10 protein-coding genes are annotated in these 15,744 nt (G+C 70.5%); 2 read left to right on the plus strand and 8 right to left on the minus strand.

All coding sequences use genetic code 11. The features are described 5' to 3' along the window. Nucleotides 1-27: 27 nt before the first annotated feature. From H5U26_RS04235 to H5U26_RS04255, 5 genes are all read right to left on the minus strand, one after another. Nucleotides 28-2,388 carry a phosphoketolase family protein gene (locus H5U26_RS04235; protein ID WP_290616992.1) on the minus strand — a complete coding sequence of 787 codons (2,361 nt, stop codon included), beginning with the start codon at nt 2,386-2,388 and terminating at the stop codon, nt 28-30. A 64-nt stretch (nt 2,389-2,452) separates the two neighbouring features. Continuing rightward, entirely contained in the window at nt 2,453-4,102 is a 1,650-nt protein-coding gene (gene pgm, locus H5U26_RS04240; protein WP_290616994.1) for a phosphoglucomutase (alpha-D-glucose-1,6-bisphosphate-dependent), read from the minus strand. Beyond that, nucleotides 4,099-4,416, minus strand: coding sequence for a DUF1840 domain-containing protein (locus H5U26_RS04245; RefSeq protein ID WP_290616996.1), 318 nt, complete (start codon nt 4,414-4,416; stop codon nt 4,099-4,101). The genes pgm and H5U26_RS04245 overlap by 4 nt, the downstream gene beginning before the upstream one ends. Nucleotides 4,417-4,454: 38 nt before the next feature. Continuing rightward, on the minus strand, nt 4,455-4,901 hold the full coding sequence (locus tag H5U26_RS04250) for an OsmC family protein (RefSeq protein WP_290616997.1): 447 nt from the start codon (nt 4,899-4,901) through the stop codon (nt 4,455-4,457). Continuing rightward, entirely contained in the window at nt 4,894-5,337 is a 444-nt protein-coding gene (locus H5U26_RS04255; RefSeq protein WP_290616999.1) for a thioesterase family protein, read from the minus strand. Before H5U26_RS04255 ends, H5U26_RS04250 begins: the two co-directional genes overlap by 8 nt. 113 nt (nt 5,338-5,450) lie before the next feature. Between H5U26_RS04255 and H5U26_RS04260 the strand changes: the two genes are divergently transcribed. Further along, the gene (locus H5U26_RS04260) at nt 5,451-5,987 is read left to right on the plus strand and encodes an acyloxyacyl hydrolase (protein ID WP_290617001.1); all 537 of its coding nucleotides are present in this window, start codon (nt 5,451-5,453) and stop codon (nt 5,985-5,987) included. 139 nt (nt 5,988-6,126) lie between these two features. Here the strand turns inward: H5U26_RS04260 and H5U26_RS04265 are convergent, their stop codons facing one another. Together H5U26_RS04265 and H5U26_RS04270 are read right to left on the minus strand one after the other, a co-directional pair. Continuing rightward, nucleotides 6,127-7,653: a c-type cytochrome gene (locus H5U26_RS04265; RefSeq protein ID WP_290617004.1), complete on the minus strand. Its 1,527-nt coding sequence runs from the start codon at nt 7,651-7,653 to the stop codon at nt 6,127-6,129. Between the two features lie 11 nt (nt 7,654-7,664). After that, a complete protein-coding gene (locus tag H5U26_RS04270; RefSeq protein WP_290617006.1) occupies nt 7,665-9,083 on the minus strand; it encodes a hypothetical protein in 1,419 nt (472 codons plus the stop codon). Nucleotides 9,084-9,300: 217 nt separating this feature from the next. Between H5U26_RS04270 and H5U26_RS04275 the strand changes: the two genes are divergently transcribed. Further along, nucleotides 9,301-14,700, plus strand: a complete 5,400-nt coding sequence (locus H5U26_RS04275) for a hypothetical protein (RefSeq protein ID WP_290617008.1) — start codon at nt 9,301-9,303, stop codon at nt 14,698-14,700. A gap of 47 nt (nt 14,701-14,747) precedes the next feature. Here the strand turns inward: H5U26_RS04275 and H5U26_RS04280 are convergent, their stop codons facing one another. After that, nucleotides 14,748-15,626 (minus strand): EamA family transporter, encoded by an 879-nt coding sequence (locus H5U26_RS04280; RefSeq protein ID WP_290617010.1) that lies wholly within the window; start codon nt 15,624-15,626, stop codon nt 14,748-14,750. Between the last annotated feature and the right edge of the window lie 118 nt (nt 15,627-15,744).

A 15,744-nucleotide genomic window follows, 5' to 3' on the forward strand; every position in this document is an offset into this window, starting at 1 on the left:
AGCCGGGCTCTTACAGTTTCCCGAGGCTCATCCGGGCCACTTCCAGTCCCGAATCTCCGGCATGTCCTGGCCGTGTTTGTTGATGTACTGCCGGTGCTCGATCAGCTTGTCCTTGAGCTGCTGCTTCAGGTAAAGGCCCCGCTCGCCGGTCTGCGGCAGGCGGTCGATGGCGTCCATCGCCAGGTGGAAGCGGTCCAGATCGTTCAGGACGGTCATGTCGAAGGGCGTGGTGATGGTGCCCTCCTCCTTGTAGCCACGGACATGAAGGTTGGCGTGGTTGGTGCGGCGGTAGGTCAGCCGGTGGATCAGCCACGGGTAGGCGTGATAGGCGAAGATCACCGGTTTGTCGCGGGTGAACAGCTCGTCGAAATCCCTGTCGCTGAGGCCATGCGGGTGTTCGCTGGGCGGCTGCAGCTTCATCAGGTCGACGACGTTGACGACGCGGATTTTCAGCTCCGGCAGGTGCTCGCGCAGGATCGAAACCGCCGCCAGCGTCTCCAGCGTGGGCACGTCGCCGCAACAGGCCATGACCAGGTCCGGCGCGACCGCCTGGTCGTTGCTGGCCCACTGCCAGATGCCGATGCCCTGCGTGCAGTGCTTGACCGCGGCATCCATCGTCAGCCATTGCGGCGCCGGGTGTTTGCCGGCAACCACCACGTTGACGTAGTGCCGGCTGCGCAGGCAGTGGTCCATCACCGACAGCAGGCAGTTGGCATCGGGCGGAAAGTAGACCCGCACCACCTCGGCTTTCTTGTTGACCACGAGGTCGATGAAGCCCGGATCCTGGTGCGTGAAGCCGTTGTGATCCTGGCGCCAGACGTGCGAGGCCAGCAGGTAGTTCAGCGATGCGATCGGGCGCCGCCACGGCAGGTGCGCGGTCACCGTCAGCCACTTGGCGTGCTGGTTGAACATCGAATCCACGATGTGGATGAAGGCCTCGTAGCAGTTGAACAGGCCGTGCCGGCCGGTGAGCAGATAGCCCTCCAGCCAGCCCTGGCACTGGTGTTCGCTCAGCACCTCCATCACGCGGCCGGTGGGCGCGAGAAATTCGTCGCTGGACTCGGTCGCGCCGTTCCACTGGCGCTCGGTCGCCTCGAACAGGGCGCCCAGGCCGTTCGAGATCGTCTCGTCGGGGCCGAAGACGCGGAAATTGCGCTGGGCGTCGTTGAGCCGCACCACATCGCGCAGGAAGGGTCCCAGCACGCGCGTGTCGCCGATGCCGCGCACGCCCGGCGCCGGAACCTCCGCCGCGTAGTCACGAAAATCCGGCATGCGCAGGTCGCGCAGCAGCATGCCGCCGTTGGCGTGGGGATTGGCACCCATGCGCCGGGGGCCGGTGGGCGCCAGTTCGGCCAGCTCTGGCTGCAGGCGCCCCTGCTCATCGAACAGTTCCTCGGGGCGGTAGCTGCGCAGCCATTGCTCGAGCAGCACCAGGTCCTGCGGATGGGCATTTGGGTGCAGCGGCACCTGGTGGGAACGGAACGAGCCCTCGTTCGGGGCGCCATCGACCATCCTGGGGCCGGTCCAGCCCTTGGGCGAGGCCAGCACGATCATCGGCCAGCGCGGACGGATGCGATGGCCGTGCTGGCGGGCGTCCTGCCGGATGTTCCTGATCTGCTCCACGGCCGTGTCCAGCGCCGCGGCCATCGCCTGGTGCATCGCTTCGGGTTCGTGGCCCTCGACGAAGTACGGCGTCCAGCCGCAGCCGCGCAGGAACTGCTCCAGCTCCTCGCGCGTGATGCGGGCCAGGATGGTCGGATTGGCGATCTTGTAGCCGTTCAGGTGCAGGATCGGCAGCACTGCCCCGTCGCCGACCGGATCGAGAAACTTGTTCGAATGCCAGGCCGTGGCCAGCGGCCCGGTTTCCGCCTCACCGTCGCCGACCACGCAGGCGACGATCAGCTCGGGATTGTCGAACACCGCGCCGAAGGCATGGCTGAGCGAATAGCCCAGCTCGCCGCCCTCGTGGATCGAGCCGGGCGTCTCCGGTGAGGCATGGCTGGGAATGCCGCCGGGAAACGAGAACTGTTTGAACAGTCTCTGCAGACCGGCCTCGTCCTGGCTGATATCCGGATAGATCTCGCTGTAAGTCCCTTCGAGATAGGTGTTACCCACGACAGCCGGGCCACCGTGTCCGGGGCCGGACATATAGACCATGTCCAGATCGTATTGCTTGATCACCCGGTTCAGGTGCGCATAGATGAAGTTCTGCCCCGGCGTCGTGCCCCAGTGCCCCAGCAGCATGCGCTTCACGTCGGTGAGCGCCAGCGGCCGCCTCAGCAGCGGGTTGTCGCACAGGTAAATCTGGCCGACCGACAGGTAATTGGCGGCGCGCCAGTAGGCGTCGATCCGGCGCAGCAGATCGGGTGAAAGGCTGCTGGTGTTCATGCTGCTCCTGCGGCCCGCCGGGCCGGTCTGGTGGGTGCGAGCGGCAGTCGGCGGCGCACGGCGTTCATCCGGCACTCGCCAGCGCATCGCCGACGATGGTCTGTGCTTCGGCCTGGATGCGACGCAGATGGGCCTCGCCCAGAAAGCTCTCGGCGTAGATCTTGTAGATGTCCTCGGTGCCGGATGGGCGCGCCGCGAACCAGCCGTGCTCGGCCACTACCTTCAGGCCGCCGATCGGCGCATCGTTGCCGGGCGCGCGGGTGAGCGTGGCCAATATTTCTTCGCCCGCCAGCTGCCTGGAGCGCACCTGCTGGGGCGACAGTTGCGCCAGCAATTTCTTTTGCTCCGGGGTCGCCGGCGCATCGATGCGGTCGTAGGCCGGCGCGCCAAACTCGTCGGTGAGCTGGCGGTAGATTTCGCCCGGATCGCGACCCAGGCGGGCGGTGATCTCACCCGCCAGCAGGGCCGGCACGATGCCGTCCTTGTCAGTGGTCCACACGCTGCCGTTGCGGCGCAGGAAGGACGCGCCGGCGCTCTCCTCGCCGACGAATCCCAACGCGCCGTCCAGCAGGCCGTCGACGAACCACTTGAAGCCGACCGGCACCTCATAGAGCCGGCGGCCCAGCTTGGCCGCCACGCGGTCGATCATCTGGCTGCTGACCAGGGTCTTGCCGACCGCCGCCGCCGGGCGCCACTGCGGGCGATGCTGGAACAGATAAAAAATGGCCACCGAAAGATAGTGGTTCGGCGGCAGCAGGCCGGCGCCTCGGGTGACGATACCGTGCCGGTCGTGATCGGTATCGCAGGCAAAGGCGATGTCGAAGCGATCCTTCAGACCGATCAGGCCCTGCATGGCCCAGGACGAGGACGGGTCCATGCGAATCCGGCCGTCCCAATCGACGGTCAGGAAACGAAAGGTCGGATCGACGATATCGTTCACCACCGTCAGGTCCAGGCGGTAGCGCTCGGCAATCGCGCCCCAGTAATGGACGCCGGCGCCGCCGAGCGGGTCGACGCCCATGCGCACGCCGGCGCCGCGGATCGCCTCCAGGTCCAGCACGCTGCCCAGATCGCCCACGTAGGCATCCACGAAATCGTGCCGGTGCGTGGTGGCGGCGCGCAGCGCCTGCTGCAAGGGCATTCGCTTGACGCCGCGCAGGCGGTCTTGCAGATAGGCGTTGGCCATGGCCTCGATCTGGCCGGTGACGTCACTGCCCGCCGGTCCACCGCTGGGCGGGTTGTATTTGTAGCCGCCACTATCGGGCGGATTGTGTGACGGCGTGATGACGATGCCATCGGCCAGCCCCTGGCTGCGGCCCCGGTTGTAGCAGAGGATGGCGTGTGAGATCACCGGCGTTGGCGTGTAGTCGTCGCGCGCGTCGAGCATGACTTCCACGCCGTTGGCGGCCAGCACCTCAATGGCGCTGGCGCGCGCCGGCTCCGACAGCGCATGGGTGTCGATGCCCAGAAACAGCGGGCCGTCGATGCCCTGCTGGGCGCGGTAATCACAGACCGCCTGGCTGATGGCCAGCACGTGCCATTCGTTGAAACTGGCGTCGAAGGCGCAACCGCGGTGCCCGGAGGTGCCGAAGGCGACCCGTTGCGCCGGCAGCGCCGGATCGGGCGTGAGGCCATAGTAAGCCGTGATCAGGCGCGGCACGTTCACCAACAGGGCCGGCGGGGCGAGCTTGCCCGCCAAGGGACTGATCGTCATTTCCACATCACCCGGGAGTTGGACTCGGCGGCGGCCTCCAGCAGCTTGATCAGGGGCAGCGCCCGCTTCGACAGACTGACCGCCGGCTCGCCTGCCGCCTCCTGGTCCTGGTCCTGTTCCTCCTCCACCACCGGCGGCTCGGCCTTTGCTTGCGCGATAGCGTCGCGCAGCCGGGCCAGCGCGGCCGGCACATCGGCCGCCAGGATCGCCCCCGGCACGGTCGGGCTGTGTCCCATCATGCGCAGCATAGCCAGCGCCACCTCACCGAACATGATGACGTCGCCGTAGTTGTCGGTCGTGAACGTGACCAGCATGGCGCCCTCCTGTGAAATCAGAAAAACCCGCGGCGCCGTCAGGCGCTGGCGATGCGCACCGGGGCGGTGATCGAGTTGCCGATGAAGCAGTTGCGGTGCGCCGACTCGTGCAGCTTGTCCAGTTCCTCGGCGCTCGGCGCCGCGCCGACAAAGGTGATAGTCGGGCGCAGCATCACTTCGGTCACGGCCATGCGGCCCTGCGCATTCTTGGCCAGCGTGCCAGTGGCCTGGTCGCGGTAACTGGCGACCTTGAAACCGCGCTTTTCGGCCACCGCCAGGAAGGTCAGCATGTGGCAGCTGGACACCGCGGCGATCAGGCCTTCTTCCGGGTTGGTGTGGTCCGGATCGCCGGCGTAGTCCGGAGCGGACGAGGCGCGCAGCGTCTGCCCGCCGGCCAGGCGCCACTGGTGGGCGCGGCTGTAGTCGTCCGGGTGACCGGCGCGCGCGGCGCGCTGCCAGGTGATTTCCACGTTGAAGTCAGACATCGTCGCTTTCCTCGTTCAGGGCCGTCAGGCGCGCCAGAAAATCCGCCGGCCGGCGCACCGGGCGCCGCGCCGCGTAATCGTAAAAACCCATCAGCGTGCGCGCCCGCAGCACTTCCTGCCCGGCCCGGTCGACCCGGTAGCGGAACTCGCAGCGGGCGGCGCCCAGGCCGGCAATGGCCAGGTCCACGCTCAGCCGATCGGCCCAGAATGCCTGCGCGGCGTAGTGGACTTCAAGCTCGAGCATGATCAAGCCGGCGCCGTCACGGCCGGCCTCATCGTAACCGGCCGCGGCCAGCCAGCGGCGCCGCGCCTCGTGCAGCAGGCTCACCGCGGCGTCGTGGCCCAGATGGTTGCCATAATTGATGTCGCGCGCCTGGACCGTCAGGTCGGTGCGGAAATGAAACCGCAAAGGCAGGCTCAGGCCACCGCCGCTCATGCGCCGGCCACGCAGGGGCGGCTTGCCGCCGGCAAGGCCGGGAACAATAATTCGCCGGCGCAGCGCCGCGTTGCAATCTTTTTCATATCGAACCCAAAGGGAGAAAAAGAATCATGCCCCGTCACGGATACTGCCTACTGGCCGGCCTGGTCTTGGCGGCCCATCTCGCGACCGCCGTCGCCGCCGAGTACCGCGCCGAACTGGCCACCGGCTGGGGCGACGACGACACGCAGATGTACCGCATCGGCGTCGCCCGCGACTGGAACCGGGCCTGGTTCACGGATGGGGACTGGCAGCTGACCGGCTACTGGCTGGCCGAAATCGGCTACTGGAACAGCGACAAAGATAACCGCCAAAACGACAACCTGTGGGAAGTCGGCCTGACGCCGGTGCTGCGCCTGGCACCCAAGACCAGCGGCGGCATGCGCCCGTACCTGGAAGCCGGCCTCGGCGGCCACGTGCTGTCGGACACCCGCATCGGTGAGCGCCAGCTGTCGAGCGCCTGGCAGTTCGGCAGTCATCTTGGCGTCGGCCTGGACTGCGGCCGGTTCCAGCTCGGCTACCGCTTCCAGCACCTGTCCAACGCCAGTATCAAGGAGCCCAACGACGGCATCGATTTTCACGTCCTGACCGCCGACATGCGGTTCTGAACGCATCGATCGATCCTGGACTGCCCAGCGCCGGCCACTTGGAAAAAACCATGTAGAGCGCAGCTTCGCTGCGCGATGATCGCCCGGCACAGCCGGTCTCCTGCCGATTCTGGCAGCGCGCCCCTCGCCCGGGGCCGCGCTAGGGATAGGCCGCGCGCAGATACGCCGCCAGGGCGCGCCGATCCGCATCATCCAGCGCCGGCGCCGGCATCGAGGCCGGCGGGGTTGCCAGCAGGGCGCCCAGCGCCGCCTGCGAGTAACGGCTGCCAAGCGCGGCCAGTCGCATGCCGGGCGCGCCACCGCGGTGGCAATCGGCGCAGGCGTGCCGGTCGAACAGCGCCGCGCCCCGCGCGAGCGTGGCATCCGCCTGCTGCGCCGGGTCAAGCCGGCTCAGGGCTGATGCGGCCGGCGACGACGGGCTACCGGCCTGATGCGGCCCCGCCGCGGTCGGCGGCACAAACACCGGCCCCGGCCCGGCGGTCGACGGGTCCCACGCAATTCGGTAGATCGCACCGGCGTAATCGTCCGACACGTACACCGCCCGGTCCGGACCCGGCAGTGCGTCAACCGGCCGGCCGGTGACCTTGCCCCCCTGCACGAAACCGACCGCGAAATCACGCTCCGTGATGCGCCCGTCGGCGGCCCAGTGCAGGGACGAGACCCGGTAGCCCGACAGCACGCTGCGGTTCCAGGAGCCGTGCTGGCCGACCAGCGCGGCGCGCTCGAAACCGGGCGGCGCGCGGTCGGGGTCGAAAAAATTGATCGACAGCGCCGCGACATGCGCGCCGAAGGCATGGGCCGGCGCGATCGGGGCGCGCCCGGCGGCGCCCGGGTGGGCGCCGTATTCGGGATCCGGCAGGTTGTCGCCATGCCAGAACGGCCAGCCGTAGAAGCCGCCGGCAACGATGCGGTTCAGCTCGTCCGGCGGAAAGTCGTCGCCCAGCAGGTCGCGCCCGTTATCGACACCGAACAGGGCCCCGCTGCCCGGCTGCCAGTCGAAGCCGACGGTATTGCGCAGACCCTCGGCGAAGGGTGTCACGGCGCCGCCTTGCGGGTCCACGCGCAGCATGGCGGCGCGCGGCGTGGTCTCGATGCACACGTTGCAGGACGAACCGCTGCTGACGTACAGCATCCGGTCCGGACCCACGCGCAGCGTGCGCGTGAAATGCATGCCGCCGCCGGCCAGTGCCGCCACCGTCTGCGGCGCGCCGGACACCGCGCGCGCGGCGGCATCGAAGCGCACCCGGCGCACGGCGCCGGTCTCGGCGAAGTAGAGCCAACCCTCGGCAACATCGATGCCGTGCGGGCGGTCCAGCCCTTGCAGCAGCGTACGCACACCATCGGCGCGGCCGTCGCCATCCGCATCCCGCTCGACCAGCAGGATGCTGCCCGCCCGCGTGATGCTGACCAGCAGATCGCCGGCGTCCGTGAAGCGCAGTACCCGCGCCGGGCCCAGGCCCTCGGCGTACAGGCTGGCCGTGAAGCCGGGCGCCAGGCGCAGGCCGGCGAGCTGGGCCGACGTGGGCTCCACGCCGCCGATGCCGGCAATGGCGTGCAGCACCGGGCCACGAACCGTCACCTGCGTGCTCAGGTAGCCCAGCGCCAGCGCCGCCAGCACGCCGACCGTCCCCAGAATCCCGACCGAAACCTTCAGTGCCTTGCGCATGTGGCCCTCGGTCAGTGTGGCACTGCAGCAGCCGGCGCAGCAGGTGGTGTCACCGGCGCCGTCGATGGCTCGGTGGGCGGCGCGGTGGCGGGCGCGGGAAGCGGCGCCGGCAGGCTGGCGATCAGCGCGCTGCGGCCGCGCTTGAGCTGCCGCTCGACCAGGCTGCGAAAGCGCTGCGGATCGGCCTTCAGTTCCAGCGCCACGGCCGACCCGGACAGGCGCACCTGCCCGTAGGGCTCGCGGCTGACCAGATCACGACCCAGATTCATCACCCGCACGGCATCCGGCGGCGTGCCGTCACCGGCGGCCGGCTCCACCAGTGCCAGATGGCTGCCGGCCACCACCGCCAGGCGCGACTCCAGCTGCCGGGGCTGATCGCCGCCGGCCGCGCCGCTCACCCGGGCGAAATCCACATACCAGACGGCAATGCCGTAGCTCACGCCAGGCCTGCGACCGGCCACCGCCCGCGCCAGGGCGGCACGGGTTTCGGCCAGGGCGGCATCGCTGCCCGGCGCATCGGCCGTCGGCGCCTGCGCCAGCGGGGCACCGCTGGGCGCGAAATACAGGTAATCACCGGCGCGCGCCGGTGCCGGCAGGCTGCCGCCGGTCGGCAGGGACGCCAGTTCCGGATTGAGCACCTCGAAGCCGGCCTGCTGGAGTTCTTTCAGCAGGGCCACGTAAGCGGCGTCGGTAATCGCCTGCATGGTGGTCAGGGGCACGCCGCCGAGTTCCAGGCCGGGCGCGCCGGCCGGGCCGTCGGCATCGGCGCGGGTCCGAAACGCGAGCCGGAAATCGAGCATGAACAGCGGCCCACGCGGTGACTGGGCGGGCTTTTCCGCCGCCTCGGGCCGGGCGGCCGGCGCGGCTTCCGGTGCTGCCGCGACCACCGCCTCGGTCGAGAGCGGGGCACCCACCGGGAGCGCAGGCTGTGCCGGGGCAGGCGCAGTGGTGGCGGAGGCGCCGGTCGCATCCGCGGCGGGGTCCACCGCGGATGCAGGCGCGTCGGGCTTGGCCTTGCCAGCAGCGACGTCCGCAACCCGGCAGCCACGCTTCAGGAACATGTCCACCAGATATTCCTTGCGCGCCCGGGCCGAGGCGATGCGCGCCTCGGAATCGCGCCCGCGCCGGCCGAGCACGTCCTTGGCGATGTCGCCAAAGATGCTGCCGAACGGCAGCACCTTGGCCACGCCGGCCACCACCTCGCCGGTGCGCGAACGAGTGACGGTCTCGGTGGCGCCGCGCACTGCGCCCGGGTCGCCACTGTGCGGCGCCAGCAGGGCCTCGAGTTCCCTGACCTGCCCCGCAATCTGGGCGCAATCGAGGTCGTTGTCGCCCATTTGCACGCGGTCGATCAGGCCGCCGTCCTGGGCCAGCGCATGGCCGGCCAGCAGCAACAAAACCGCAACACACGACGCGCGCGACAGAAACATGGGTATGGATGAGTTCCGGGTGACTAGAATGCGCCGGCGCTGCGCCGGGCCCGCACCTTTGACCCCGGGCGCGGGCGCTGTTCACGGCCGCCACGAGGGCGGCCTCCAGGAAGGCTGACCGGCCCGGACGCAGGCTGCCGCGGGCTGCCATTCTGGCAGAAGCGCCCGCCTGCCAGAGGCCGCCGCGTCGGATCGAGGCCAATCCACGAGGGTTTACGTGCAAACAGCACTTGCCGAGGCCGCGCGGCCGCAACCGATCGCCCTGTGGGCGCTGGGCGCCACATTGTTCGCCGCGGCGCTGGCAGCGGTCCATGCCGGCATGGCGCTGGCCGCCGCAGCGGGCGCCGGGCTGGGCCTGCTGCTGATCGGCCGCGCCGGTGGCACACGCGACGGACTGCTGGTCGCGCTGCGTCATGCGGCGGTCGCGGCATTGCTGGCGCTGGCCGCCACGCCCGGCCTGCCGCTGTGGCAGACGCCGCAGCAGTGGCCTGATCTGCTGCGGCTGACCCCGCTGGGCGCGGCGCTCGCGCTCGCGGTCTACGGCCTGGCGGCGGGCCTGCTGCCGGCACACCAGCGCCGGCCGCTGCCGGCGGCCACGTCGCTGGTGTTGCTGGCGCTGCCGTTCGTGCTGTTCAACGGGCTGTTCCTGCTCGCCTCGACCGGCTTGCTGGATGCGCCCGGCGCCTGGCCGGGAGAGGCTCTACCCGCATCCGCACGGCGGCTGCTGGGCCACTGGCTGGTGTTGGGGCTGTTTGGCGAGTTCGCGCTGCTGGGCCTGGGCCTGGCGATGGACCAGCGCTGGACGCGCAGCGGGCGCCTGCATGCGCTGCTGTGGGGCAGCGCGCTGTGGGCGGCGCTGACGCCGCGGCTGGCCGACCTTGGCAGCGGCCGGTTTGCCGCCGGCCTACCCAGCTGGCAGCAGCTGCCGCTGGTGGTGGCCAGTGCCGCGCTGGCACAGGCCGGCCTGTGGGGCCAGACCTTTCTGATCACCGGCGCGCTGCTGGACGCGCTCAAGGGCCGGCGCCCGACCTGGCAGGCGGCCGCCGACCACTGGCGCAGCGGCGCCGGCAAGGGCGCCGTCTACAGCGCCTGGTTCATGGTGCTGATACACGGCGGCGCGGCGCTGGGCGCTGGCCCGACCGCGGGCTGGATCGCCGGCTGGCCACTGCTGGGCGGAGCGCTGCTCGGCGCGGTGCTGTTTCCGCTGGCGCGCACGGTGATCGAGACCTTCGACGGCAGCCCGCCGCTGACCGGCCGGCTCGGGGCCGCCTACCGACAGCCGGACAACCTGGCGCGCGGCGCGCTGGCAGGGGTGGCGGTGGCGCTATGGTTCGCGCTCGGCGTCGGCGCCGGCAGCGACGGCATGCGCTTTGCCGCCGGTATGCTGGGCGGCGCCGTGGTCTACTCCGGGGCCAACCTGCTGTTCGACACCGCCGCCATCGGGCGCGGACTGCGACGGCGCCCACAGCGGCCGGCGGTGTACCTGTTGCAGGCAGCCATGGGCGGCGTCACCGGCGGGCTGATCGCCTGGTATTTCGACGCCAGCCAGTGGCAGGTGGTGCTGGACCGCTTCGCCGGCTACGCGGCGGTGCACAACCCGCAGGCCGGGCGCGGCAGCTACGAATTCATCATCTACCCGCTGTTCAGCAAGTGGGGAGCGACCGATCTAGGCCTGATCACGGGCGGCGTGAAGCTGTTCTATGCCCAGTCGCTGTCGGGCGTGGTGCAGTGGGCGCTCGCCGCGCCCCTGTTCAGCCTGAACCTGGTGCTGCTGACGGCGCTGATCGAGCGGCGCCTGCGGCCGATCCGCGCCACCTTCAGCCGCGCGGGGCTGGCCGAGGTCGGCGCCCAGACGGTGCGGGTGCTGCGCTGGGGCCTGTGGATGGCGCCGATCATCGCGTCGTTCCTGCGCATGGCGCCGGATCCGGCCTGGTACAACCAGGACGGCGCCGTGCGCTCGGTGCTGGCCACCGTGCAGCAAGTCGTGCAGCCGGCCGGCGACTACCGAGCCTGGAGTCTGGAGCTGTTCCTGGGGCTGATGGCCTACGACTGGCTGCGGGTGCTGATCTGGTTCGATCACATGGGCCTGCGGGTGGCGACGCTGGTCAATTTCTCCTTCGTCGGCGTCGACGCGGTGGACGCCAGCCTGGCGCGCCGGCTCGGTCACGGGCCGCGTGGGCAGGTGATCCCGGAAGGCCTGCGTCGCTTTGCCACCTGGGCGCCACTGCTGGTGCCGTTCTACATCCCGCGCGGCGGCGAATGGGATCAGGTGTGGGCACGTTCCGAGGCGATGCACGGCCAGGCCGGACCGCTGCTGCCGGCGGTGCACGACCTGCTGGGCGCCTACTCCGTCGCCGCGGTGCTGCTGATCGCCATCACCGCCCTGGTGCTGCGCCGCGCGGCGCGGGCCGGAACGCTGGCGCGCATCCATCACACGCCCATGCACCGGCTGGGCAATGGCCACTACACGCTGCGCCTGGCCGTGGATGGTCGTGGCCATGCGCAGGCGATCCGCGACCGCAAGGGCTGTCCGGAAATCGACCTCACGCGCCGTCCGGAAGACGGCCTGGACCGCCGCGGCCGGTTCTTCTACGTGTCCGAACCCGGGCAGCCGTTGTGGTCGCTGATGCGCGAGCCCTGCCCGCGCGCCGATGTGCGCCACTCGGTAACCGAGCTGTCGTCGACCGCTCTGTGCTTCCGCGCCGACACACCCGATCTGACCGCCACCAGCCGCGTCGAGGTGCCACCCGACGACGCCCTCGAATGCTGGACGGTGAGCTTCGAGAACCGCACCGATCGCCCGCGCCTGCTGCGCCTGAGCAGCTTCCAGGAGCTGATGCTCAGCCCCGAGGCGGCGGCCCGCCACCCGGCCTTCAACGCGCAACACATCGGCACGCATTTCGTGGCACCGCTGGGCGCCCTGCTGGCCCACAGCCGTCTGCTGACCGACAGCCGCGGCCGGCCGGCCGGGGAAACCGCCTTTCACGCCGTGGCGGCCGACGGGCAGGCGGTGCGCCTGGTCGGCTACGAGGACAGCCGCGGGCGCTTCGTCGGTGCCGGCGGCATCGCCCACCCGGATGGTCTGGCAGCCGGCGCGCCGCGCAGGCCCGACGACCAGGGCCTGCTGTACGCCTTCGACCCCGCGTTCTCGCTCACCGTCGAGGTATCCGTCCCGCCGCGCGGCAAGGCCCAGGTCCGCTTCGTCACCGGCTTTGCGCCGGATGCCGCCGCGGCGACGCGGCTGATCGCCCGCCAGCTGGGCACGCCGCTGCCGGCTCCGGCCGCGCTGACAACAGCCCTGAATGCGATCCGCCAGGTACGCGATGCCGTGCCGCCGGGGAGCGAATTTTCCGCCGACGGCTGGACGCTCAGCGTCGACGGCAACGCGCCGCGTCCGTACAGCCATCTGATCGCCAACGCGCTCGGTCACGGCGCGGTGCTGGACAGTGCCGGCGACATCGCGTCCTTCGCCGGTAACAGCCAGCAGAACGCGCTGACGCCGTTTCGAACCGGCGAAACCAGCCACCGCCTGCCCGGCGAGGGGCTGTACGTGGTGGACATGGCCACCGGCGCCTGCGGATCGCCCACCTTTGCGCCGCTGCGGCGGCCTGAGGTGGCGCACCGGGCCGAGTTCGCGCCCGGTCAGGCGCGCTTCGTCAGTTCGCTGGGTGAGCTCGACCTGGAACTGACCGTGTGCGTGGCGCCGGACCAGCCGGCACAGGCGCGCCTGCTGCGCATCGCCAACCGCGGCAGCACGGCGCGCCGCTGCCGGGTGGTGGCCTATTTCGAGTGGGTGCTGGCGGAAATCGCCGCCGACAGCCGCGGCCGGCTGGAAGTGCGGCAGGAAAACGGCGCCGTGTTCGCGCGCAATCCGGACAACCTGTTCGCGCCCGGCTGGGCCTTCGTGACCAGCAGCCTTGCGCAGCCGGCGATCGAGACCGTGCGCGGCCGCTTCATCGGCAAGGCGGCCGGCCCGCTGCCCTGCTTCGTCGGCCTTGGCGCCGGCGATCCGGCGGCCCATGACGATGGCTGCCGCGTCGCGGCCTTGTCGGGCGAGCTGCAGGTGCCGGCCGGCGGCGAGCTGTGGGTGAGCTTCGCGCTCGGCCAGGCGCCGAGTCTGGACGAGGCGCGCGCACTGGCCACGCAGTCCCGCGAGCTCGGCTGGGCGCAGGCGACGCTGGCGGCGAGCGAGGCCGATTGGCGCCGGCGCCTGGGCGTGCTGCGCGTCGAAACCAAGCGCCCGGATTTCGATCGCCTGATCAACACCTGGCTGCCGTACCAGGTGATCGCGGCGCGGCTGTGGGCACGCTGCGGGCCGCAGCAGCGCTCCGGCGCCTACGGCTTTCGCGACCAGTTGCAGGACGTGCTGCCGCTGCTGCTGATCGACCCGCAAACGGCCCGCGAGCAGATCCTGCGCCACGCCAGCCAGCAGTTCCTGCAAGGCGACGTGGTGCACTGGTGGCACCCCACGCCAACCGGTGGCACCGGCTTTGCCGCCCGCACCCGGGCCTCGGACCCGCAGGCCTGGCTACCCTATCTGACGGCGCAGTACGTCATGGCCACCGGCGACGCGGGCATCCTCGGTGAGATCACCCCCTTCCTCGAAGGCCGGCCGATCCCGCACGGCGCCGAAGGCCTGGGCTTTGCCCCGCAGCCGAGCGCCGAGCGCGCCAGCCTGTACGAGCACTGCCGCCGCGCCATCGACTACACGCTCAAGCGACGCGGCCGGCACGGCCTGCCGCTGATCGGCAGCGGCGACTGGAACGATGCCCTTGACCACATCGGCAATCTTGGCCGCGGCGAGAGCATTTGGCTGGGATTTTTCCTGCATCGGGTGCTGATCGACTTCGCGCCGCTGGCGCAGGCTCACGGCGATGTCGCGACCGCCACCCGCTGGCTGGGCGAAGCCGAGCGCCTGCGCACGGCGCTGGCCACCATGCGGCGCGATGCGCGTTACCTGCGTGCCATCGCCGACGACGGCACGCCGCTGCTGCTGCCAAACGCCTTGACGGCCGCCTGGCCGGCCCTGTCCGGCGCCGTGCCGAACGACACCGCCCTGGCGGCCTTGCGCGCCGATCTGCCGGAGCTCGAATCAGAGCACCTGGTGCGCGTGCAGTGGCCGCCGTCGGATGAGCATTCCAAACCCTGGCCCGGCCGCATCGCACTGTACCCGCCCGGCGTGCGCGAGAACGGCGGCCAGTACTCGCACGGCAGCTCGTGGCTGGTGGACGCGCTCACCGCCCTGGCGCGCGAGACAGACGACCCCGAAACCGCGCAGCAGCTGCGCGCCGACGCGCTGCGGCTGTGGCGCAAGATCTCACCGCTGGACCGCGACGGGCCGCAACTGGCCGCCCGTTACGGCCTGGCGCCGCACCAGCAGGCGGCGGACATCTACAGCGGCCCCGGCCACGAGGGCCGCGGCGGCTGGAGCTGGTACACCGGGGCCGCCGCACGCATGTTGTGGGCGGCCTATGGACTGCTGGGTATCGAACTGCGCGCCGGCGAGCTGCATGTGCGGGCAGCGGCCGGTGCGGACACGAGCCTGCGCGGCATCCACTGGCGGGGCGAAGCCCAGCGGATCGACGCCGATCAGGCTGACGAACAACCGCCCACCTGATGATCGCCCGGCATAGCCGGGCTCCTACTGCGCCGGCGTAGGCGATATCACTGATGCGCCAGCACCGCCAGCGACAGCGAGGCCATCAACAGCAGGGCACCGACGGCGCGCTTGCGGTACTGAGCACCGGTCAGGCGCTCGACGCCGGCCATGCCCAGCCGGCCCATGCCATAGACCACTGCCAGCACCCACAGGCCGCGCGAGGTCTGCACGATGTTGACGATGGTTGCCTTGCCGGCCAGGCCGAAGGCCATCATCAGGAACACCATGCCGGCGATCTGGATCGCCGCGTAGCTACCCAGCGCGCGGCCGAACGGCAGACCCACGCGCCAGCGGCCCGGCAGCAGCGTGAGGGTGACCGGCAGGGTCAGGAACGCCGGCACCAGCAGCGAATAGACGCCGATTTCGAGCGGGCTGACGCCGGCCCGGATGGCGCCGACCAGCAGCACATCGGTGACGCCATACAGCAGCGCGGCGGCGGTGACGAACAGCGCCGAGCGCAGGCTGCCCTTGAGCTTGCCGTCCGACAGCAGGAACAGGCTCGCGAAGGCCCCGGCGGCACCGACGTACACCAAGGGTTCGTAGGTTTCGCCAAGCAACACGGCCGAGATGCCGGCCACGGCGAACAGCTTCAGCCCCAGCATGGGCACCACGAAGGACGCATCGCCGTGGCGCAGGGCCAGAATGAAGAACACCTGTCCGGCCACCACGCACACGCCGATGGCGGCCAGCGTGCCCGGCATCTGCGCGACCACGTCAAAGCCCGCCCACGGCAGGGCCAGCGCCGCCAGCAGGCCGCAGGCGACCTGGCTGAGGATGGATATCTGGAACGGGTCGCGGCTGTACACCCATAGCCGCTTGGCGAGCGTGAACGAGATGGCGTGCAGCCAGGCAGCGGCCAGGGTCAGCAGCACATAGCTGGGCATGATGTTCCGTCTGTCTTGTTATCGCCGGCCGCGCATTCGCGACCGATCATGCGACCGATTGGTCGGTCAGTCCGCTGCCCCGGGTGCCGCCGCCTGCTCGCACGCCGACGGGCGGCGT

This window comes from Immundisolibacter sp. (assembly GCF_014359565.1).
GTDB lineage: Bacteria > Pseudomonadota > Gammaproteobacteria > Immundisolibacterales > Immundisolibacteraceae > Immundisolibacter.